Raw genomic sequence first — 20209 nt, 5'->3', positions numbered from 1 at the left:
TCGCCTCCCGAGACGGGGAGGAACAGAATGACGACCGACAGCAGACCCTTGGCCATCAGCGCGCCGGAGCCGCGCTCGCTCGAGCTTATTTTCACCAGGGACGCGCTGTCGCTCCTTCACGCGAAATATCGCATCGTCGAGGGGGATCCGGAAAATATCGCCGGACTGGGCGACGAGGTGCTCGGCGAGGCACGCTACATCATCGGCCAACCGCCCTTGTCGAGGGAGACGCTGGACCGCATGCGGCAACTGCGCTGCATCCTCAACGTCGAGAGCAATCTCATCAACAACATGCCTTATGAGGTGCTGTTCGAACGCGGCATCCATGTCGTCACCACCGGGCAGGTCTTTGCCGAGCCGGTGGCCGAAATCGGCCTGGGATTTGCGCTCAGCCTGGCGCGCGGCATCGTCGATGCCGATCTGGATTTCCGCGAGGGTAGGGAGCTCTGGGGCGGTGACGGCAACGCCAAGGCGCGGCTCGTTTCCGGCAGCGATATCGGCATCGTCGGCTTCGGCGATCTCGGCAAGGCGCTGAACCGGGTGCTTTCCGGTTTCCGCGCCAATGTCAGGGTGTTCGATCCCTGGATGCCGCCCTCGATCCTTCGGGAACATGGGGTTCAGCCCGCCGGATTGGACGAGGTCCTCGCGGGTAGCGATTTCGTTTTCGTGGTTGCTTCCGTCACCAGCGAAAACAAGGGTTTTCTCGGCGCCGAGGCTTTTGCGAAGATGCGCAAGGGGGCGGCCTTCATCCTGCTCAGCCGGGCCGATGTCGTGGATTTCGATGCGCTGATGGCGGCGGTCGCCTCCGGCCATATCGTCGCGGCGAGCGATGTCTATCCGGAGGAGCCGCTCGGCCCCGATCATCCGGTTCGCAAGCTGAAGGGCTTCATTCGTTCGGCTCACCGTGCCGGCGCGCTCGATAGCGCCTTCAAGAAAATGGGCGACATGGTGCTGGAGGATATGGATCTCATGGATCGCGGCCTGCCGCCGATGCGCTGCAAGCGCGCGGAGCGGGAAACGGTATCGCGCATGCGTTCCAAGCCGGTCACGCGCAACTGATCGCCGCGCTCCATTCCCGGCGCAATGTCTTTTCGCGCCGGGAACGAGTTCATGACGACAAGGCTAGCGGCGATCGAGCCGGGTAGCCAGGCGATCGCCCAGCCACTGCATGCCGCAGACCAGAATGATTAGCACGACGACAACGGCGATCATGACGCTGGTTTCGAAGCGCTGGTAGCCATAGCGGATGGCAAGGTCGCCGAGGCCGCCGCCGCCGATCGTGCCGGCCATGGCGGACGCGCCGATCAATGTGACCAGAGTGACCGTGAAGCCCGCGACGATGCCGGGCATGGCTTCCGGCACCAGAACCTCGCGGATGATGGTCCAGCGATTGCCGCCCATGGCGCGCACCGCGTCGATCAGGCCGCGATCGACTTCGCGCAGCGAGACTTCGGCAATACGGGCATAATAGGGGATCGCGGCGATGGTCAGCGGTACGATCGCGGCCGTCGTGCCGAGCGAGGTGCCGACGATCAGTCGCGTCAGGGGAATCAAGGCAATCAGCAGGATTACGAAGGGCACGGCGCGAAAGCCGTTCACCAGCGCCGCAAGGATGCCGTTGATCGTCAGCTGCTCGGCAATGCCGCCGCGGCTGGTGACGACGAGGGCAAGGCCGAGCGGCAGGCCGATGACCAGAGAAAGCAGGCCGGATGCGCCGGTCATCCAGACGGTTTCCCAGAAGGAGCGCCACAGCAGGCTGAGAATAACGTCAGTTGTCATAGCCGAGAACCTCCACCCGGGCGGAGCGGGCTTTCAGAAAATCGCCGACCTGTGCCGGCAGGGTCGCTTCCCGCGTCGGCACGGCGATGAAGAAACGGGCGACCGGCTGGTTCTGGATGTGATCGATGCCGCCGTGGACCAGCCAGAAGGAGCGCGGCAGGGTTGCGGAAAGCTCTGCAAACAGAGCCCCTTGCGCGGCCGGGCCGGCAAGATCGACACTGAGAATGGCTTCGGCGCCCGATGTCGGCGACAGGCGTGCCGCAATGTGCTCCGGCAGCTGCGGGCGGATGCCGCCAAGCAGGCTTGCCGTGATTTCCGTTTGCGGATTGGCGAAGACGGACCAGACCGAGCCCTCTTCGACGATCTTGCCCGCATCGATGACGGCGACGCGATCGGCGATGGAGCGTATCACTTCCATCTCGTGGGTGATGAGCAGGATCGTCAGGCCGAGCTTGCGATTGATGTCCTTCAGCAGCGCCAGAATGGAGCGGGTGGTTTCCGGGTCGAGCGCCGACGTCGCCTCGTCGGACAGCAGTAATGCCGGCCGGGCGGCGAGAGCACGGGCAATGCCGACGCGCTGCTTCTGGCCGCCGGAAAGCGCTGCCGGGTAGGCCTTTGCCTTGTCGGCCAGGCCGACGAGGTCGAGCAGTTCGCGGGCACGCTGCAGCCGCTCGGCCTTGCCGACGCCTTCGATCTTGAGCGGCAGGGCGATGTTCTCTTCGACCGTTTTTGCGGAGAGCAGATTGAAATGCTGGAAGACCATGCCGATGCGACGGCGCAGCGGCTGCAACTCCTGCTCCGAAAGGCGGGCGATATCGCGGCCTTCGATGTGGATCTCGCCGCTATCGGCGCGTTCCAGCCCGTTCAAGCAACGGATCAGCGTCGATTTGCCGGCGCCGCTGCGGCCGATGATGCCGACGATTTCGCTGCGGCGGGCAATCAGCGATACGCCGTCCAGCGCGGGCGTCGTGTCGAACCGGCGGCGAACATCGACCAGGCGGACGATTTCGTCGCCCGTCGCCCGTTCAGGCGGCGCCTGCCCGTCGATTGATGTGGCGGGGATGAAGGAGTTCATGTCTGCTTCCCGATCTTCTTTTCTTGCGTTCGGCGCGGGTTGAGGGCTGGGCTTTAAACACCGAAGGCGGCCCGGGCAAGATGCCCCGGCCGCCCGCCGCTCAGCGCTGTCCCCCGCGCCGTCCGGTTATCAATAGGCGCTCTGGCCGGTACCCTTGTAGACCTTGTCGAATTCGGCCTTCACGGTGTCGTTCTGGTAGGAGGCGACCAGCGTCTTCACCCAGTCCTCCTTCTCGCTGCCCTGCTTGACGGCGATGAAGTTGCGGTAGGGATTGCCTTCGGTCGGCTCCTGCGCAATGCGGTCCTTCGGCGTCAGGCCGCTCTTCAGCGCCCAGTCGGTGTTGACGACGGCGGCGTCGAGGTCGTCGATCGAACGGCCGACGATACCGGCATCCAGTTCCTTGATCTCGACGTTCTTCGGGTTTTCCGCGATGTCGGCGGTGGTGGCGAGGATGCCGGTGCCATCCTTGAGCTTGATTACGCCTTCATGCTGCAGGACGAGAAGCGCGCGGCCTTCGTTGGACGGATCGTTCGGAACACCGATGACGGCGCCCTTCGGAAGCTCGGCCACGGTCTTATACTTCTTGGTATAGAGGCCGATCGGCCAGATGCCGGTGAAGCCGACATTGACGATATGATAGCCGTGCTGCTTCACCTGGTTGTCGAGGTAAGGCTGGTGCTGGAAGGCGTTGGCGTCGATTTCTCCACGCTCCAGAGCTTCGTTCGGCTGCGTGTAGTCGTTGAAGACTACGGGCTCGACCTTCAGGCCCTTCTTGGCGGCTTCGGAAACAACGACCCGCCAGACGTCCTCGTCCTCACCGCTCATGATGCCGACCTTGATCGTCTTGTCGGCGGCGAAAGACTGCGGGGCGGTTGCCGTCAAGCCGAAAACGGCGACAGCGGAAGCAAAGATGGCGGCAAGGCCGGCCCTACGGGAAAGGCGCAGCGTGCCGAGACCTTTGGAAAGCTTTTCAGTCATGGGAAATCCTGTTCCAGATGATCGAGATCGTTCTCTCGTTGACGGCCCAATCATCTCAGACGCGCGTTCGGCCCGCGAAGCAGGATCATGCGTTGTGCGCTGCGGTTCTGAAAAACTCTTTTCTGTGCGATGCGAAAGAGCAAACTAATTTTCTATAAATACTGTAGATTATTTATACGGCAAAATAGGCATTTGCTTAAAACTTGGGCGCGATCAGCGGTGGATCGGGTCTTTCCAGAGGACTTCCTCCGGCTTTTCCACCGGTTCGATGTCGAGATTGACGACCACCGGCTCTTGCCCGGAGCGGACCAGAACGCATTCGAGCGTTTCGTCGCGGCTGGCATTGATTTCCTGGTGCGGCACATAGGGCGGCACGAAGATGAAATCGCCGGGGCCGGCTTCGGCGACGAATTCCAGGTTCTCGCCCCAGCGCATGCGCGCCTTGCCCTTGACGACATAAATGATGCTTTCGAGATCGCCGTGATGGTGGGCGCCGGTCTTGGCGTTCGCGTGGATCGTCACAGTCCCGGCCCAGATCTTTTCCGCGCCGGCGCGGGCATTGTTGATTGCGGTCGCGCGGCTCATGCCCGGTGTCTGCGCCGTATTCGGATCGAGGGCATTGCCCGGAATGATCTTGATGCCGTGTTCGCGCCAATCGACGGGTTGATGACCGTGATCGTTCCCGTGTTCATGCCCATGCTCATGATCGCCGCACATAGTCGTCCTTTCGGCCTTGCAGAGAGATTCGCAGCCCCGTCCACAGGATCGCTGTTGTCTTACTCTATCCGAAGCCATTCAAAAATAAAGGGAATTGCAGAAAGTTGTCAAAGAGGCTTTTCAAGTCGTGATTAATCTATAGACTTGATCAAGTTAAATGACCGGTGGGAACATTTTGTGTGTGTCCCGCGTTGCGCCGGTCACAAGATGGTTTGCCGCGCCACTTGCCCCCATGGAATGCGTTTCGGGGCGCGCCAAACTGAAGAAGCAGCGCCTGGTCTCGGAGGAGACCGATACTTTACATATCATGCGCCGGACTTCCAATTGAAAGGAGACAGACATGTCTAATGCCTTGCCGCCCCTTCATGAGGGTCATGCCCCCATCACCCTGCAGCAGCTCTTCCGTGAAGCGCTCTATGCCTTCGAGGAATGGGACAGCGAAGTGACCGAACCGATCGTGACGTTCGAGGGACGTATCCATCCCATCAGCGTCGTGTTCGAAGCCATGCGCGAATGCACAGACATCGTGCCCAACAACATCGTCTCGGCCGTGACCGAGCGGCTGACCAAGCCCTGGGAGGGTGAAGGTCCGCTCGACACGATGACCTTTTCGACCGCCGCCCGCGTGATGGGCGTGCTGGTTCGCAAAAGGCTGCTGGCGGTCAACAACGGCCTCACCGTCGCCGTTCTTGCGGCGGATGCCCAGGCGCCGGAAAAATCGGACCGCTAAAGGAACGATATTCTCGTATCGAGGGCCCGCCGGCACGTTCCGGCGGGCCTTTTGCGTTCAGCGCCGGCTGACATCGAATTCAGGATCGACGGGGATTTGCATCGCCGTGACCAGGTGGTTGGTCTGTCCGGCCAGCCCGATGACCGCCATCAGCTCCGCATGCTGGGCGTCGGTCATCCCCTTCGCCTTTGCCGCTGCCGTGTGGGAATGGACGCAATAGGTGCAGCCGTTTGCCGTGGAGACGGCGATATAGATCATCTCGCGCACGAGCGGATCAAGAGCGCCCTCCGCTATCATGACGGCTTTCAGCCCTTCCCAGGTCCGCTTCAACAGAGCAGGGTCATTGGCGAGGCCGCGCCAGAAGTTATTGACGAAGTCGGACTTTCTCACCGCGCGAATGTCGTCGAACACCGCCTTGACCGCCGGGACTGCCTCCACCTCCGCATCATCAAGCAACTTGACCGTCGTCATTCTGTTTCTCCTTTCAGCAACCCTCATCGCGTGGCAGCATAATGCATTTCCCGAAGACCGGGGTGCGTGGAGCTTCCATTATCCTGCCTCTTTTCGTTTGCAAAAATCATCCATATGTGAAAATACTATTCACATAAGAAAACTGAGGCGGATGCGAAAGCCGGTTGTGGGGGCATTCCTCGACGCGGTCAGGCATTTCTAGCCGGGGTGATATCAGGGGAGCGGGAATATCGATGGCGCTGAAGAAGGACTTGCCGCTGGCCGGCCTGGTCGTCGTCGACATGAGCCAGTTCCTGTCTGGTCCTTATTGCACCCTGCGGCTGATGGATCTCGGCGCCAGGGTCATCAAGATCGAGCGGCCAGCCGGGGGCGATCTCTCGCGCGGACTCTATCTCAGCGATCACGAGCGCGGTGATTCCACGATCTTTCATGCGATCAACCGCTCCAAGGAGAGCCTGGCGATCGACCTGAAAAACGAGCGCGACATGGGTGTGCTGCGCAAGCTCATCTCCAAAGCCGACGTTCTCGTGCAGAATTTCCGCCCGGGCGTGATCGAGCGGCTGGGTCTGGGCTACGAGGCTGCGCGCGACCTCAATCCGCGCCTCGTCTATTGCTCGATCAGCGGTTACGGCGAAGAAGGGCCGTGGGTCTCGCGGCCGGGGCAGGATCTTCTGGCGCAGTCACGCTCCGGCGTCATGTGGCTGAATGGCGACGAAGGGCAGGGGCCCGTGCCGTTCGGCCTCGCTATCGGCGATATGCTGGCGGGTGCCGCCGCGGCCCAGGGCATTCTCGCGGCGCTGGTTCGGCGCGGCGTCACGGGCGAAGGCGGCCTGGTCGAAACCAGCCTGCTCGAGGCTCTGGTCGATCTGCAGGTCGAGGTGCTGAGCGTGCATATGAACAGCGGCAACAAGTTGCCCGAGCGCTCGCATGTCCGCAGCGCCCATGCCTATCTTTCCGCGCCCTACGGTGTCTATCCCGCTGCCGACGGTTATCTCGCCATTGCCATGACGCCGATTTCCAAGCTGGCCGATCTGCTGGGCATGGCGGAACTGGCACCCTATCGCGACGACCCGAAAAGCTGGTTCACGTCGCGCGACGAGATCAAGGCGCTGATCGCGGCGCGCATTGCCACCCGAAATGTGGACGACTGGCTTGCGATCCTCGAGCCGGCCGACATCTGGTGCGCACGGGTGCTGAACTGGCCGGAGCTGCTGGGCAGCGAAGGCTTCCGCGTTCTCGACATGCTGCAGACGGTCGGGCGCGATGACGGCGTCAGCCTGCATACTACCCGCTCGCCCATCCGCATCGACGGGCAGCGGCCGAAATTCGAGCGTGCGGCCCCGCACGTTGGCGAGCATAATGCGGCGCTCTGGGAGGAGTTCGACCTTGGCTAAAGGGGTCGAGAGGTTGCCGATGGATTTAGAAGGAGTTTTCCAATGACGCGCATTACCAATCTTCGCGTTTTCGATTTGCGCTTCCCCACATCGCAGAGCCTCGACGGTTCGGATGCGATGAACCCGGATCCGGACTATTCGGCAGCCTATGTCATCCTCGATACCGACAGGCCGGGGCTTGTCGGCCATGGACTGACCTTCACCATCGGGCGCGGCAACGACATCTGCTGCATGGCGATCGAAGCGATGCGGCATCTCGTCGTCGGCACGGAGCTCAAGACGGTGCTGGAAAACCCCGGCAAATACTGGCGGCACCTGACCAGCGACAGCCAGCTGCGCTGGATCGGCCCGGAGAAGGGCGCGATGCACCTGGCAACCGGCGCCGTCGTCAACGCGGTCTGGGACCTGCTCGCCAAGGAAGCCGGCAAGCCGGTCTGGCGTCTGGTTTCGGAGATGGATGCGGAGCAGATCGCCGATATCGTCGACTATCGCTATCTCACGGATGTTCTGACGCGGGACGAAGCCGTCGCCATCCTGAAGAAGGCGGAGGCCGGCAAGGCCGATCGCATTGCGACCCTCGAACGCGAGGGCTATGCCTGCTACACGACGTCCGCTGGCTGGCTCGGCTATGACGACGCCAAGCTGCGCCGGCTCTGCCAGGAAGCCATCGACGCTGGCTTCAACCATGTGAAGATGAAGGTCGGCCGCGATCTCGAAGACGATATCCGCCGCCTCACCATCGCCCGCGAGGTGATCGGCCCCGACCGCTATCTGATGATCGACGCCAACCAGGTCTGGGAAGTCAATCAGGCGATCGACTGGGTGCGCAAGCTTGCCTTCGCCAAGCCTTTCTTCATCGAAGAGCCGACCAGCCCGGACGATGTCGCCGGACACCGCAAGATCCGCCAGGCCGTCGGCCCGGTGAAGGTCGCGACCGGCGAGATGTGCCAGAACCGTATCATGTTCAAGCAGTTCATCGCCGAGGGCGCGATCGACATCGTCCAGATCGATTCCTGCCGCATGGGCGGTCTCAACGAAGTTCTCGCCGTGCTGCTGATTGCCGCCAAGTACGGACTGCCGGTCTGGCCGCATGCCGGCGGTGTCGGTCTCTGCGAATATGTGCAGCACCTGTCGATGATCGACTACATCGCCGTGTCAGGCACCAAGGACGGCCGCGTGATCGAGTATGTCGATCACCTGCACGAGCATTTCATCGACCCCTGCATCATCCGCGACGCCGCCTACATGCCGCCGAGCCTGCCGGGCTTCTCGATCGAGATGAAGCCGGAATCGATCACGGAATATACCTTCAAGGGTTGATTCCCTGCCGTGAACCCCTTCTCCCCTCGGGGAGAAGGGGTCTGCGACAAGTCGGCCCTACACGTTCCGCTTTAACCATGCCTGAATGACGGGCACATCCGCGTCATCGAGATCGTGACCGGCAGGCACGGTCGCAAGCTCGACCTTCGCGCCGTCGCCGCGCAGGCGTTCGACGAGCGGCTGCGCATATGGGCCATACAGATCCTTCTCGCCGGCGATGATCAGCACGTTGGCGTCCGACATGTCGGCTGCCGGTGGGTCGGCCAACACGGCCATGGACCGCAGCAGAACGGCGCGGCGGATGAGATGCGGATGCAGCGACAGCATGGCGTTCAGCAGGTTGGCGCCGTTGGAATAGCCGATATAGACGATGCGCTGCGGATCGAGTCCATAGGCATGGATCGCGCCATCGATAAAGGCGGCAAAGGCTTCGGCTTCGCTGGCGATATCGGCCTGATCGAAGGTCATCGGTCCCATCCGGCGAAACCAGCGCGGCGCACCTTCCTCGAGCGCGCGGCCACGCACGCTCAGCAAGGTCGCATCGGCGTCGATCTTGTGGGCGAGCGGCAGCATCGTCGTTTCATCGGCGCCGGAGCCGTGCAGCAGGATGAAGACATCGCCGTTCGGCTGCTCGGGCGTGAAGAAGCGGTGGATGAAAGGCAGGTCGCGATAGATGACGCGCGGCTCGCCGGGCATGGAGAACTGCGGCAGAATCACGTTCAGCTCGGCCAGAAGCGCCGGCTTGTCGCCGGGGGCAAACAGACGCGTGCCAAGCGTTGCCTCGTCCTCGTCGACCAGCATGCTGGGCGCATCCGTTGCGAGCTCGAACAGGATGCGGCCGGGCTCGCGGACGTAGAGCGAGCGGAAATATTTGCGGTCATGCATCGCCGTCGGCCAGGAATTGACCGCCTGCAGCGCGGCGCGGACCGACTGCAGTTCGGCATCGTCCCTGGCGCGAAAGGCGACGTGATCGACCGTGCCGGTGCCCGGCGCGCTTGCCCAGAAGCCGCGTGCATCGCGGATGTCGAGGATATCGCCCGGCTCGGAGACCAGCCGGCTGATGGCGCCGCTGGTTGCCGACGGCCGGTAGTCGAAATGATCGACCAGGGTCGCCTGCGTTTCCTCCGGCGTCTCGCTGAAGAGCGTCGCACCGCGGATGCGGCGGATGGCGTGCTCCCGCGGAATTGTATCGCTTGCCCAGGGAGCCGTCGGCTGCAAAGCGTTGGTTCCCACCAGCTTGACGATAACGCCGTCCGGATCCTTCAGGCGCAGGACCGGCTCGCCGAATTCCTCCGAGGGGCCTTCCGGCTTGAGGCCGGCGCTGAGCGCGCGCGTCAGCCAGAAGCCGATGCTCGCCGGATCGATGGCGAGTGAAATCTCGCCGACCTGACCGACGCCGGCCCGGCCGGGGGAACCGTCTTCCCAGACGAGAAAGGTGATCAGCGAGCCGGGCGAGCCCGTGGCGTCGCCGTAGAGCAGGTGAAGCTGCGTGGCGTCCTCGAAGCCGCCGGTACGCTTGACGAGGCGCAGGCCGAGGAAGCCGACGTAGAAATCGACATTCGCCTGTACCTTGCGGGTGATGAGCGTGATGTGATGGATGCCGGCGACCATGGGATGCTCCAGACTGTCATTTCGTGTCTGGTCGCTATCTAGGCCGCTGCTAGTGTTCAATGCAATGCGCCTGCCATGGAGGCACTGTTCACAAAAGTCGCTATTGTTTGTGCCAGCCGGCGGCGAGCCTCAATGCTCGCCGAGGCTCTCTTCCGGCGATTTGCGGCGGTGGCCGCTGATTTCGGAGCCGGCGGTGCGCGAGAAGCTGGCGTTCCAGATCACCGCCAGAAGGGCGATGGCCGTGACGACGATGAAGGCGATGGAGAAGTCGGCCATCTCGGCTTTCGCGTGGCCGAAGAATTGCATCGAGCCATGCAGGGCAAGGGCGGCGACGCAAATGCCGAGCGAAAGCATCAGCTGCTGGAAGGTCGAGTAGAAGCTGGTCGCGATGCTCATGCGGTCCCGCTCGATCTCGTCATAGGCGATCGTGTTGTAGGCCGTGAACTGAAACGACATGAAGAAGCCGCAGAAGAACAGGATCATGAAGATGACGGGCAGCGGCCAGTCGGGCTTGAAGATGGCGCACAAGCCATAACCGAGCGTACCGATCAGGCCGAAGATGATGAGAGCGGTGCGGAAGCCGAGTTTCCTCAGGATACGGACCTGGAAAGGTTTCATCGCCATGGAGCCGAGCGCCGTCGCAATGGCGATCTGGCCGGCTGCCGCCGCCGATAGGCCGAAACCGAGCTGCAGCATCAAGGGAATCAGGAAGGGATGGGCCCCCTGGCTGATGCGCGTCAGCGAGCCGGCGATGACCGAGGTGCGGAAGGTCGGCACCTTCATCAGCGAGAAATCCATGATCGGCGAGGGATGCTTGCGGGCGTGGCGCAGATAGGCGATGCCGAACAGGAGGCCGATGGAGATCAGGAAAATGGCCAGATAGCCTTCGCCCTCGCGGCTCGACATTTCGAAGCCGAAGAGCAGCGATCCGAGCGAGATGCCCGATAGGATGAAGCCAGAGAGGTCGAAGCGCCCGGCACGGGGGCCCTTCACCTCTTCGATGAACATCGTCACGAGGACGAAGCCGATGACGCCGATCGGCACGTTGATGTAGAAGATCCAGCGCCAGTCGAGATAGGTGACGAACATGCCGCCGACCGGCGGCCCGAGGATGGGGCCGACGAGCGCCGGGATCAGCAGCCAGGACATGGCGTTGACCATGTCCTTGCGGGCGACGCTGCGCATCAGCACGAGGCGGCCGACGGGCAGCATCATGGCGCCGCCAAGACCCTGCAGCAATCGCGCGAGCACGAGGAAGAACAGGTTCGGAGCCTGCGCGCACAGAAGCGATCCCACGACGAAAACCGCGATGGCGGAGCGGAAGACGGTGCGCGATCCGAAGCGATCGGCAATGGCGCCGCTTGCGGGAATGAAGATTGCGAGGCTGAGCAGATACGATGTCAGCGAGATACTCATGGCCGGCGCGCTGACGCCGAAGTCTCTCGCCATCGTCGGAAGGGCCGTCGCGAGCACGGTCGCGTCAAGCTGCTCCATGAACATCGCGCTTGCTACAATAAGCGCCACTACACGAAAATTCGGTGCGGCCCGCCGGGTGGGGGCGGCCTGGAATATCTGATCCGACATTGTCGGGGATCGCTCTCGATGGTGCGGTGGGGTCCTAGGACAGAACCGCAAGTCTGGTCATGGCGCGAAGGCCTATTTGAACGGCGGTGTGTATACTCCTGCCACGGCCTGATTGCCATATCAGAAATCACAAATCTTATTGATGGGATGAAAAAAATGACGCACGTACGCCGAAAATCCGCAACAAATGAACGCGAGGTGAATGAATGGGCCGGATATCTCGCCGAAATGCTCACGCTTGGTTTTGCGGCGTAAGATAATGTGCTCGTCTCGTCAGACATTTACGCCGCAAAGGGCCGGTGCCGGGGATAGCGGCACCGGTCTCAGTCATCGGTATCGGGCGAGCGCTCAGTAGCCTGCCGCCAGTCCGGAACCGGCGCGGCTGTCCATGGCGCCGTTGTAGCGGGCGCCGCCGCCCTTGGCGATGTCGCCGAGGCTCTTGCCGCCGACGAGGATGCCTGCCGATTGGCCCCAGATCGGCCAGTCGTTGTCGACCTGAACCGTGTAACCCATACCCGTCAAAAGCTTGACCGTATCGGGCGAAAGCGCGTGCGGCTCCATGTAGACCTTGTCCGGCAGCCACTGGTGATGAATGCGCGGCGCGTCGATCGCTTCCTGGATGTTCATGCCGAAATCGATGACATTGATGATCGCCTCGAGCGTGATGGTGATGATGCGCGATCCGCCGGGGCTGCCGATTACCATGAAGGGCTTGCCGTCCTTGGCGATGATGGTCGGGCTCATGGACGAGAGCGGCGTCTTCTTCGGCTGGATGGCGTTGGCTTCGCCCTGCACCAGACCGTACAGGTTGGGTACGCCGGGCTTGGAGGTGAAGTCGTCCATCTCGTTGTTCAGCAGGATACCGGTGCCCGGTGCGACGACGCCGGCGCCGAAGGAGCCGTTCAGGGTGTAGGTGACGGCGACGGCGTTGCCGTCGTTGTCGATGATCGAATAATGCGTCGTCTCGTGGCTTTCGCCGAGGCCCTTGGGCATCAGGTCCTTGGAGACGCCCGCCTTGTAAGGGGAGATGCCGTCGCGGATCTTCTGGGCATAGGCCTTATCCAGAAGCTTGCCGACGGGATTGTCGACGAAGTCCAGGTCGCCAAGCGCCGAGTTGCGGTCGACATAGGCGTAGCGCATGGCTTCGACCATGTAATGGACCGTGTCGGCCGAGGCGTAGCCGGTATAGGAGAGCGGATAGCCTTCCAGTACGTTGAGGATTTCGCAGATGATGATACCGCCGGAAGAAGGCGGCGGCGACGAAATGATCTGGTAGCCGCGATAGTCGCACTTCACGGGTTCGAGTTCGCGCACCTTGTATTGCTCGAAATCCTGGTTTGCGAGAATGCCGCCCTTGTCCTGGCTAGCCTTGACGATGGCGTTGGCGACCGGCCCCTTGTAGAAGCCGTCCGGTCCCTGATCCGAAATGCCGGAAAGGGCGCTGGCGAGGTCCGGCTGTGTCAGCGTATCGCCTGCCGCGAAGGGCTTGCCGTCCGACTTGGTGAAGATCGCGGCGGTGGCCGGATCGCGCGCGAGCCACTTCTTGCCCTCGTTAAGCTCCGCCGCGTCGGCCTGGTTCAGCGTGAAGCCTTCCTTGGCGTAACGAATGGCCGGCGCCATCAGATCCTGTCGGGACTTCGTGCCGTATTTCTCGCGGGCGGTCTCGAAGCCCATGACAGAGCCGGGAACGCCGACGGCGAGATAGCCATCCGTGCTGGCGCCTTTGACGATGTTGCCCTTGTCGTCGAGATACATGCCCTTGGTGGCCGCCAGCGGCGCACGCTCGCGGAAATCGAGGAATGTCGTCTTGCCGTCCCGCAGGCGGATGGTCATGAAGCCGCCACCGCCGATATTGCCGGCCGTCGGATAGACCACGGCGAGGGCATAGCCGACCGCAACGGCTGCATCGACGGCGTTGCCGCCGTTTTTCAGCACCTCCACGCCGACATCGGTGGCCAGGTGCTGCGCCGTGACCACCATGCCGTGTTCGGCCTCCACCGGAGGCGGGGCGGCGGCTCTCGCCATCACCGAAAAGAGCGCGAATGTGACCAGGGTTACCGACGAAATCACCCGCTGGTGGAGCTGGCGCATGATGGCTATGCCTCCCGTTGTCATATTGATGGAAAATGCCCCGTAAATGACATGGTGCCTAGCGTGAAAATGGCGATATCCGCCGCTACAATTTTTTAGATGCCGCCGGCATGGTTGGGGTCGGGGTCGATCCGCGAAGAGTTGCACATATGCAACGGCGAATGCCTCGTTCATGCCGACTGCAAGATGGCGTCGCAGCTGCAATATTTTATTTATTAGTGGCTGCTACTTCATGCCTTGTCGAGCAAGACCGGGTGTTGCGTGGAGGGCCATGATGGCTGTGACGAAGCTGGAGCAGCGGAAGAGCGAGCGCTTGACGAAGGTCAAGCCGGTCATCGTTTCCGAAAAGACGCATATCATTGAAATCGAATGCGGCCATTGCAGCCGGCACTTCTTTCGCTGGTCGTCGATGGCGGCCGTCTACCGGCGTTGCGATGATTGCAGCGCCATCGGCTGATGTGGCTTGTCGCGCGAGCCTACACGATCAGGATGGCGCGGAAATCGTTAACGTTGGTTCCTGTCGGGCCGGGCACGAATAGATCGCCGATCGCGTTGAAGGCCGTCCAGGCATCGTTGTTTGCCAGCATGTCGGCCGGCACCAGTCCGGCATTGCGCAGCCGCGCCACCGTGCCTGCATCGGCAAAGGCGCCGGCATTGTCCTCGCTGCCATCGATGCCGTCCGTATCGGCTGCCATCGCGTGAATGCCGGTATGGCCGTCGATGTCGATCGCCAGCGACAGAAGGAATTCAGAGTTTCGTCCGCCCTTGCCCTTGCCTTTCAGCGTCACCGTCGTTTCTCCGCCGGATAGCAGCACGACCGGTTTGGCGAAGGGACGATTGCGGTGAAGCACCTCGCGCGCGATGGCGGCGTGAACATGGGCGGCTTCGCGGGCCTCGCCCTCGATGGCGTCCGAGAGGATGGCCGGTTCGATCCCGGCCGCGCGTGCCACGTCCGCCGCCGCCTCCAGCGAGACGCCGGCGGATGCGATGAGATGAACTTCATTGCCGGCAAAGCGCGGATCGTCCGGGCGTGGCGCATCCGCTTCGGCCTTCTCGATATGGGCGAGAACGGCGGGTGGCAGCTCGATGCGGTAGAGGCGGATGAGGTCGAGCGCTTCGGCGCGTGTGCCGGCACCCGGCACGGTCGGGCCGGACGCCACCAGAGCCGGATCGTCGCCGGGAATGTCGGAGACGACGAGGGAGACGACCTTGGCCGGATGGGCCGCGGCGGCGAGCCGGCCGCCCTTGATGGTCGACAGGTGCTTGCGAATGACGTTCATTGCCGAAATCGGTGCGCCGGATGCGAGCAGCGCCCTGTTGACGGCGATCTCGTCGGCGAGACTCAGCGTGCCGGCCGGCGAAGGCAGAAGCGCCGAGCCGCCGCCGGAAATCAGGGCGATCACCAGATCGTCCTTCGTGAGGCCCTCGACAAGCTTGAGAAGCCGGCGGGAAGCGGTAAGGCCTGCTTCGTCCGGCACCGGATGCGCCGCTTCGATGATCTCGATCCGGCGGCAGGGAGCGGAGAAGCCGTATCGCGTCACCACCAGACCCTCCAGCGGGCCGTCCCAGCATTGCTCCAGTGCCGCAGCCATCTGGGCGGAGCCCTTGCCGGCGCCGATGACGATCGTCCGGCCCTTTGGCCTGGCCGGCAGATTGGCGCGGATGCCGGTCAGCGGATCGGCGGCGCGAACGGCGGCATCGAACAGCGAGGTCAGGAAGGCGCGGGGATCGGAAACGGTCATGTCGAAGGGCCTGTCTTGCGATGAACTTGTAACCATTTGGTGGCTTAACTGACTGGAAGACGCAAGGGGCGGGAACTGCAATTGTGTCCGGCGCCATGAATCCCTATGTTGAAGAAAGGAGTTTCCCTCTTTTATTTCAAGGATTTTCGAAATGGCCGAACTGAAAGTGAAGACGAGGCAGACGGGCGCGACCGCCACGCTTGGCCGCACTGGCTTTCCGCATGTGACCTCGGTGACGGGCGGCGAGATCGACATCGTCACCTCGCCGTCGCAGCCCGGTTTCAACCCGCTCGATCTGCTCTACTCGTCGCTTTCCGCCTGCCTGGTCTTAAGCGCCCGCATGGCGGCAAGCAGCCTCGGCGTGCTCGACAAGCTGACAGAAGTGACCGCCGTCGTGACAGGCGAAAAAGCCACCGAAGGTCTTTCGCGCGTGGAGAAGTTCAACATCGCATTCACCATCAAGGGCGATTTCAGCGATGAGATCCGCAACGCGATCGCCCATGCGGCCGAAGACGAAATCTGCACCGTGAGCAACACGATCCGCGGCAATCCGCAGTTTTCGACGACGATTTCGGGGTGAGGTTGGCTTTATCCCGCCCCTTGCGGGCGGGAAAGCAAAATCAGCATTTAGCCGGAAGGCTAAGTGCTAGATTTTGCAAGGGCGGGGGTAGGCAGAGACGCACTTGCTTGCCAGAATTAGAATGAGCTAGAAGCAGTCCCCCTCTCTTGCAATTTCAATGGCTTAGAAATTACGCGAGGCTTCCTGCAGGTGGAGTATCCTGTGCCGCAATTCCTAAACCAATGAAATTGCTTTCTCGCCCGCCAAGGGCGAGATGGCTCCTCACTTCGCGGGAAACTCAAACCCTTCCAGATAGGGCCCAAGCTCCGGATCGATGTCGACCTTCACGGCATTGTTGTAGATCGCTGTCGCGATCATGATGCCGGCGAAGGCGACGAGGTTGGCGAGGGTCGGTTCGTCATAGCGCGCCTTCAGCCGTGTCCACACATCTTCGGGAATGGCGTTGGAATCCCTGACGATCGCTTTGCCGAACTCGATCAGCAACGCCTCGTCTTCGGTCGGTACGATCGTTTCCGGTTTCAGCCCGGCATTGATCAGCGCGCGCCGGAAAAAGCCGACGGGGATGATCGATCGGCACTCCAGAGCGATGGCATGGCAAAGAAGCCAGACCGCGCGGTCGTCGAGCGCCGGGCGCAGCTCTTCGCGCAAGGGAAACCATTCCGCATAGATGCGATGCGCCACCGGCGAGTGCAGCAATGTTCGCTTCATGTTCGTCATGCGGCCGCGCAATTGTACCTCGCGGTCATGCTCGGCGCGCACGGCCTCGGAAGCGGTTTCATACTCGATCGGCGTGATATGGCTCATTTCATTCTCTCTTACTGTGCTGCCGCCGCCGTTGCCTGGAAGAAGCGGTTTTCCGGACGCGGCAAGCCAAGGTGTTCGCGTAATGTCGTGCCTTCGTAGTCGCGGCGGAAGATGCCGCGGCGCTGAAGCTCTGGAACAACACGGGTCGTCACGTCGAGAAGGCCCTGCGGCAGGAAGGGGAAGACGACATTGAAGCCGTCCGAGCCTTCTTCCCGCAGCCATTGCTCCATCTGGTCGGCGATACTCTGCGGCGTGCCGACGAAGGCAAGGCCGGCATAGCCGCCGAGGCGCTGGGCAAGCTGGCGCACCGTGAGCTTTTCCGCTTCGGCAAGGGCGATGACGCGTTCGCGCCCGCTCTTGCTGGCATTGGTTTCCGGAATCTCGGGCAAGGGACCATCCGGATCGAACTTGGAAGCATCGTGGCCGAGTGCGATCGACAGCGATGCGATGGCGCTGTCGTAGTGGACGAGGCTGTCGAGCTTCGCCCGCTTGGCTTTCGCTTCCTCGATCGTGTCACCGACGACGATGAAGGCGGCGGGCAGTATTTTGAGATGGTCCGGGTTGCGGCCGATCGCCTTCATCCGCCCCTTGATATCGGCGAAGATCGCCTTGCCGTCGGCGAGATTGCGGGGTGCCGCGAAGACCGCTTCCGCAGTCTCGGCGGCAAGCTGGCGGCCGGCATCCGATTGCCCGGCCTGCACGATGACCGGCCAGCCCTGCGGCGGCCGGGCGATGTTGAGGGGGCCGCGAACGCTGAGCTCTTCCCCCTTATGTCCCAGGACATGCATCCGCTCGGGATCGAAGAAGATGCCGCTTTCGGCGTCATGGATGAAGGCGTCGTCGGCAAAACTGTCCCAGAGGCCGGTGACGACATCGTAGAATTCGCGGGCGCGATGATAGCGCTCGCCATGTTCCATATGCTCGTCGAGGCCGAAATTAAGGGCGGCATCGGGATTGGACGTGGTGACGATATTCCAGCCGGCGCGGCCGCCGCTGATATGATCGAGCGAGGCGAAGCGGCGGGCGATGTGATAGGGCAGGTCGAAGGTGGTCGATGCGGTTGCCACGAGGCCGATCCTGTCGGTAACGGCGGCCAGCGCCGAAAGCAGGGTGAAGGGCTCGAAGGACGTGACGGTATGGCTGCGCTTCAGCGCCTCGATCGGCATGTTGAGGACCGCCAGGTGATCGGCCATGAAGAAGGCGTCGAATTTTGCCTTTTCCAGCTCCTGGGCGAAGCTTTTGATATGCCGGAAATTGAAGTTGGCGTCCGGATAGGCGCCGGGATAACGCCAGGCACCGGTATGCAGGCTGACGGGACGCATGAAGGCCCCGAGCTTCAATTGCTTCTGTTCGGTCATCGGCTCTCTCTCGAAAATCGTCAGGCTGTCGTGACGACGAAACGGCATCGCCAGCGGAATGATCCACTACGACGTAGGCGCGCCGATTGCGCATTCAAAGAGCCGATTTCATTTATTTGATCGCTTTCATGGAATATTCATCCCGCCTGGGTTTCCACGCCGTTCCGTTCCGCGAAAACCTTGACCAGCCAGTCTATGAAGACGCGGACGCGCGGCGAAAGCTGCCGACTGCGGGGGTACAGCATCGAGACGGGCGTTCGCGTTGGCGGATAATCCTGGAGGACATGCAGCAGGTCGCCGGATCGCAACGCTTCCTCGGCGTGATAACGAGGAACCTGGATCAGGCCGAGTCCGAGCCTGGCTGCGGCAAAATAGCTTTCGGCCGCGTTGACGGAGATGGTGGCGGGGAGGATGACCTCGCGCACGGCGCCGCCGATCTCGAATTCCAAAGGCAGCAATCCGCCGGTTGCGGAGGAACGGAAGCCGATCATGCGATGGCCGTCGAGCCTGTCCGGGTGGGCTGGCATGCCGAAGCGCCGCACATAGGCCGGTGCTGCAAGCGTCACCTCTTCCAGCATCGCCACACGCCTGCCGATCATGTCGCTGTCCTGCAGCGTGCCGACGCGCAGCACGCAGTCGATCCCCTCGCGGATCAGATCGACGAACCGGTCGCCCTCGGTAATCTGCAATTCGATATCGGGATAGGTTTCGAGGAAGGACGGCAGGTTCGGCAGCACGAAATGCCGGGCCAGCGTGCCATGCACGTCGACGCGTAGCACCCCCTTCGGCTTGGCGCCGGCGAAGGCGCCTTCCGCGTCCTCGATATCGGAGAGGATCCGCTGGCAGCGCTGATAATAGGCCTCGCCGTCGAGCGTCGGACTGACATGCCGTGTCGTGCGCTGCAGCAGACGCACGCCGAGGCGAGCCTCAAGCTGCTTGACGGCATCCGTCACCGTCGAGCGGGGCAGGCCGGTGTCTTCGGCCGCCAGTGTGAAGCTGCGCCGATCCACGATCCGGCAAAACACGCGCATGGCATCGAATCTGTCCATCTATTTGTTCGCCAATTTCGGATAGTGATGGCGATTAATGGCTGATTATCCGCTGAATGGAAAGGGGCATCCTGTTCTCATCGAAACGCGCTACGGCGCAAACAGTAAAGGATGAGGAAAATGAGCAGCAATTCCAATAAGGTCGCAATCGTTACCGGCGCCTCCCGCGGGATCGGTGCCGCCATTGCCGAGCGCCTGGCCGAGGATGGCTTCACCGTCGTCGTCAACTATGCCGGCAGCGAGGCCGCCGCCGAAGAATTGGCCCGCAAGATCGAGGAAAAGGGCGGCAAGGCGCTGACCGCGAAGGCCGATGTTTCCGATGTCGAGGCCGTGCGACGCATGTTCGACGCGGCCGAGGCAGCCTTCGGTGGCGTCGACGTGCTGGTCAACAATGCCGGCATCATGCAGCTCGCCCGGATCGCCGATGCTGACGACGCGCATTTCGACCGCCATATCGCCATCAACCTCAAGGGCACGTTCAATACGCTGCGCGAAGCCGGCAAGCGCCTGCGTGACGGCGGCCGCATCGTCAATTTCTCGACCAGCGTCGTCGGCCTCAAGCTGGAAACCTATGGCGTCTATGCCGCGACCAAAGCCGCTGTCGAGACGCTGACGGGCATCATGGCGAAGGAGCTGCGCGGCCGGTCGATCACGGTCAATGCCGTGGCGCCCGGCCCGACGGCCACGGATCTCTTCCTGAACGGCAAGAGTGACGAGTTGATCGACCGCATGGCCAAGATGAACCCGCTGGAGCGCCTGGGCACGCCGCAGGATATCGCCGCCGCCGTTTCCTTCCTCGTCGGTCCGGATGGCGGCTGGGTCAACGGCCAGACGCTGCGCGCCAATGGCGGCATGATCTGAACCCATCAGGCGGCAGGGCAAAGCCTGCCGCCGATCCCCGATCCCGACAATCGTCAACAGCCGAT

The 20209-nt window shown here is 62.3% G+C and carries 19 protein-coding genes; 7 read left to right on the top strand and 12 right to left on the bottom strand.

Features of this window, described 5'->3' with window-relative positions:
• The first annotated feature begins 27 nt into the window (after window positions 1-27).
• Window positions 28-1059 (top strand): hydroxyacid dehydrogenase, encoded by a 1032-nt coding sequence (locus tag ACQZ6J_RS04635; RefSeq protein WP_449082280.1) that lies wholly within the window; start codon window positions 28-30, stop codon window positions 1057-1059.
• A gap of 63 nt (window positions 1060-1122) precedes the next feature.
• Here the strand turns inward: ACQZ6J_RS04635 and ACQZ6J_RS04630 are convergent, their stop codons facing one another.
• From ACQZ6J_RS04630 to ACQZ6J_RS04615, 4 genes are all read right to left on the bottom strand, one after another.
• Window positions 1123-1779 carry a methionine ABC transporter permease gene (locus ACQZ6J_RS04630; protein WP_449082278.1) on the bottom strand — a complete coding sequence of 219 codons (657 nt, stop codon included), beginning with the start codon at window positions 1777-1779 and terminating at the stop codon, window positions 1123-1125.
• Window positions 1769-2854: a methionine ABC transporter ATP-binding protein gene (locus ACQZ6J_RS04625; protein ID WP_449082276.1), complete on the bottom strand. Its 1086-nt coding sequence runs from the start codon at window positions 2852-2854 to the stop codon at window positions 1769-1771. Before ACQZ6J_RS04625 ends, ACQZ6J_RS04630 begins: the two co-directional genes overlap by 11 nt.
• A gap of 129 nt (window positions 2855-2983) precedes the next feature.
• Window positions 2984-3832, bottom strand: coding sequence for a MetQ/NlpA family lipoprotein (locus ACQZ6J_RS04620; protein ID WP_163986536.1), 849 nt, complete (start codon window positions 3830-3832; stop codon window positions 2984-2986).
• Window positions 3833-4045: 213 nt separating this feature from the next.
• Window positions 4046-4549 carry a cupin domain-containing protein gene (locus ACQZ6J_RS04615; RefSeq protein WP_449082274.1) on the bottom strand — a complete coding sequence of 168 codons (504 nt, stop codon included), beginning with the start codon at window positions 4547-4549 and terminating at the stop codon, window positions 4046-4048.
• Between the two features lie 340 nt (window positions 4550-4889).
• Between ACQZ6J_RS04615 and ACQZ6J_RS04610 the strand changes: the two genes are divergently transcribed.
• Window positions 4890-5279: a BRA0787 family protein gene (locus ACQZ6J_RS04610; RefSeq protein WP_449082272.1), complete on the top strand. Its 390-nt coding sequence runs from the start codon at window positions 4890-4892 to the stop codon at window positions 5277-5279.
• 57 nt (window positions 5280-5336) lie between these two features.
• Here ACQZ6J_RS04610 and ACQZ6J_RS04605 read toward each other — a convergent pair whose 3' ends face one another.
• A complete protein-coding gene (locus tag ACQZ6J_RS04605) occupies window positions 5337-5750 on the bottom strand; it encodes a carboxymuconolactone decarboxylase family protein (RefSeq protein WP_449082270.1) in 414 nt (137 codons plus the stop codon).
• Window positions 5751-5983: 233 nt separating this feature from the next.
• Here ACQZ6J_RS04605 and ACQZ6J_RS04600 point away from each other — a divergent pair, with 233 nt between their 5' ends.
• Complete coding sequence (locus ACQZ6J_RS04600; protein WP_449082268.1) at window positions 5984-7144, top strand: CaiB/BaiF CoA transferase family protein; 1161 nt, start codon at window positions 5984-5986, stop codon at window positions 7142-7144.
• A 42-nt stretch (window positions 7145-7186) separates the two neighbouring features.
• Window positions 7187-8464 carry an L-fuconate dehydratase gene (locus tag ACQZ6J_RS04595; RefSeq protein WP_449082266.1) on the top strand — a complete coding sequence of 426 codons (1278 nt, stop codon included), beginning with the start codon at window positions 7187-7189 and terminating at the stop codon, window positions 8462-8464.
• Between the two features lie 57 nt (window positions 8465-8521).
• On the opposite strand, the gene ACQZ6J_RS04590 is transcribed toward ACQZ6J_RS04595, so the two are convergent.
• The 3 genes from ACQZ6J_RS04590 to ggt all read right to left on the bottom strand — a co-directional run bounded on the left by ACQZ6J_RS04590 (window position 8522) and on the right by ggt (window position 13750).
• Window positions 8522-10075: an alpha/beta fold hydrolase gene (locus ACQZ6J_RS04590; RefSeq protein ID WP_449082264.1), complete on the bottom strand. Its 1554-nt coding sequence runs from the start codon at window positions 10073-10075 to the stop codon at window positions 8522-8524.
• A gap of 129 nt (window positions 10076-10204) precedes the next feature.
• The gene (locus tag ACQZ6J_RS04585) at window positions 10205-11659 is read right to left on the bottom strand and encodes an MFS transporter (protein ID WP_163986529.1); all 1455 of its coding nucleotides are present in this window, start codon (window positions 11657-11659) and stop codon (window positions 10205-10207) included.
• Between the two features lie 348 nt (window positions 11660-12007).
• Entirely contained in the window at window positions 12008-13750 is a 1743-nt protein-coding gene (gene ggt, locus ACQZ6J_RS04580; RefSeq protein ID WP_449082262.1) for a gamma-glutamyltransferase, read from the bottom strand.
• A 274-nt stretch (window positions 13751-14024) separates the two neighbouring features.
• Between ggt and ACQZ6J_RS04575 the strand changes: the two genes are divergently transcribed.
• A complete protein-coding gene (locus ACQZ6J_RS04575) occupies window positions 14025-14207 on the top strand; it encodes a hypothetical protein (protein ID WP_163986935.1) in 183 nt (60 codons plus the stop codon).
• 19 nt (window positions 14208-14226) lie between these two features.
• Here the strand turns inward: ACQZ6J_RS04575 and ACQZ6J_RS04570 are convergent, their stop codons facing one another.
• Window positions 14227-15492, bottom strand: a complete 1266-nt coding sequence (locus tag ACQZ6J_RS04570; protein WP_449082260.1) for a glycerate kinase type-2 family protein — start codon at window positions 15490-15492, stop codon at window positions 14227-14229.
• A 151-nt stretch (window positions 15493-15643) separates the two neighbouring features.
• Between ACQZ6J_RS04570 and ACQZ6J_RS04565 the strand changes: the two genes are divergently transcribed.
• Window positions 15644-16072: an OsmC family protein gene (locus ACQZ6J_RS04565; protein WP_449082258.1), complete on the top strand. Its 429-nt coding sequence runs from the start codon at window positions 15644-15646 to the stop codon at window positions 16070-16072.
• Window positions 16073-16333: 261 nt separating this feature from the next.
• Here ACQZ6J_RS04565 and ACQZ6J_RS04560 read toward each other — a convergent pair whose 3' ends face one another.
• From ACQZ6J_RS04560 to ACQZ6J_RS04550, 3 genes are all read right to left on the bottom strand, one after another.
• A complete protein-coding gene (locus tag ACQZ6J_RS04560; RefSeq protein ID WP_449082256.1) occupies window positions 16334-16876 on the bottom strand; it encodes a hypothetical protein in 543 nt (180 codons plus the stop codon).
• Between the two features lie 11 nt (window positions 16877-16887).
• Window positions 16888-18234, bottom strand: coding sequence for an LLM class flavin-dependent oxidoreductase (locus tag ACQZ6J_RS04555; protein WP_449082254.1), 1347 nt, complete (start codon window positions 18232-18234; stop codon window positions 16888-16890).
• Between the two features lie 137 nt (window positions 18235-18371).
• Complete coding sequence (locus tag ACQZ6J_RS04550) at window positions 18372-19283, bottom strand: LysR family transcriptional regulator (RefSeq protein ID WP_449082252.1); 912 nt, start codon at window positions 19281-19283, stop codon at window positions 18372-18374.
• Window positions 19284-19403: 120 nt separating this feature from the next.
• Between ACQZ6J_RS04550 and ACQZ6J_RS04545 the strand changes: the two genes are divergently transcribed.
• On the top strand, window positions 19404-20144 hold the full coding sequence (locus tag ACQZ6J_RS04545; protein ID WP_449082250.1) for an SDR family oxidoreductase: 741 nt from the start codon (window positions 19404-19406) through the stop codon (window positions 20142-20144).
• Window positions 20145-20209 lie beyond the last annotated feature (65 nt).

The organism is Rhizobium sp. A37_96 (genome assembly GCF_053521765.1).
The sequence above is the reverse complement of the archived record's forward strand: the minus strand, read 5'-3'. Positions and strand labels throughout refer to the sequence as shown.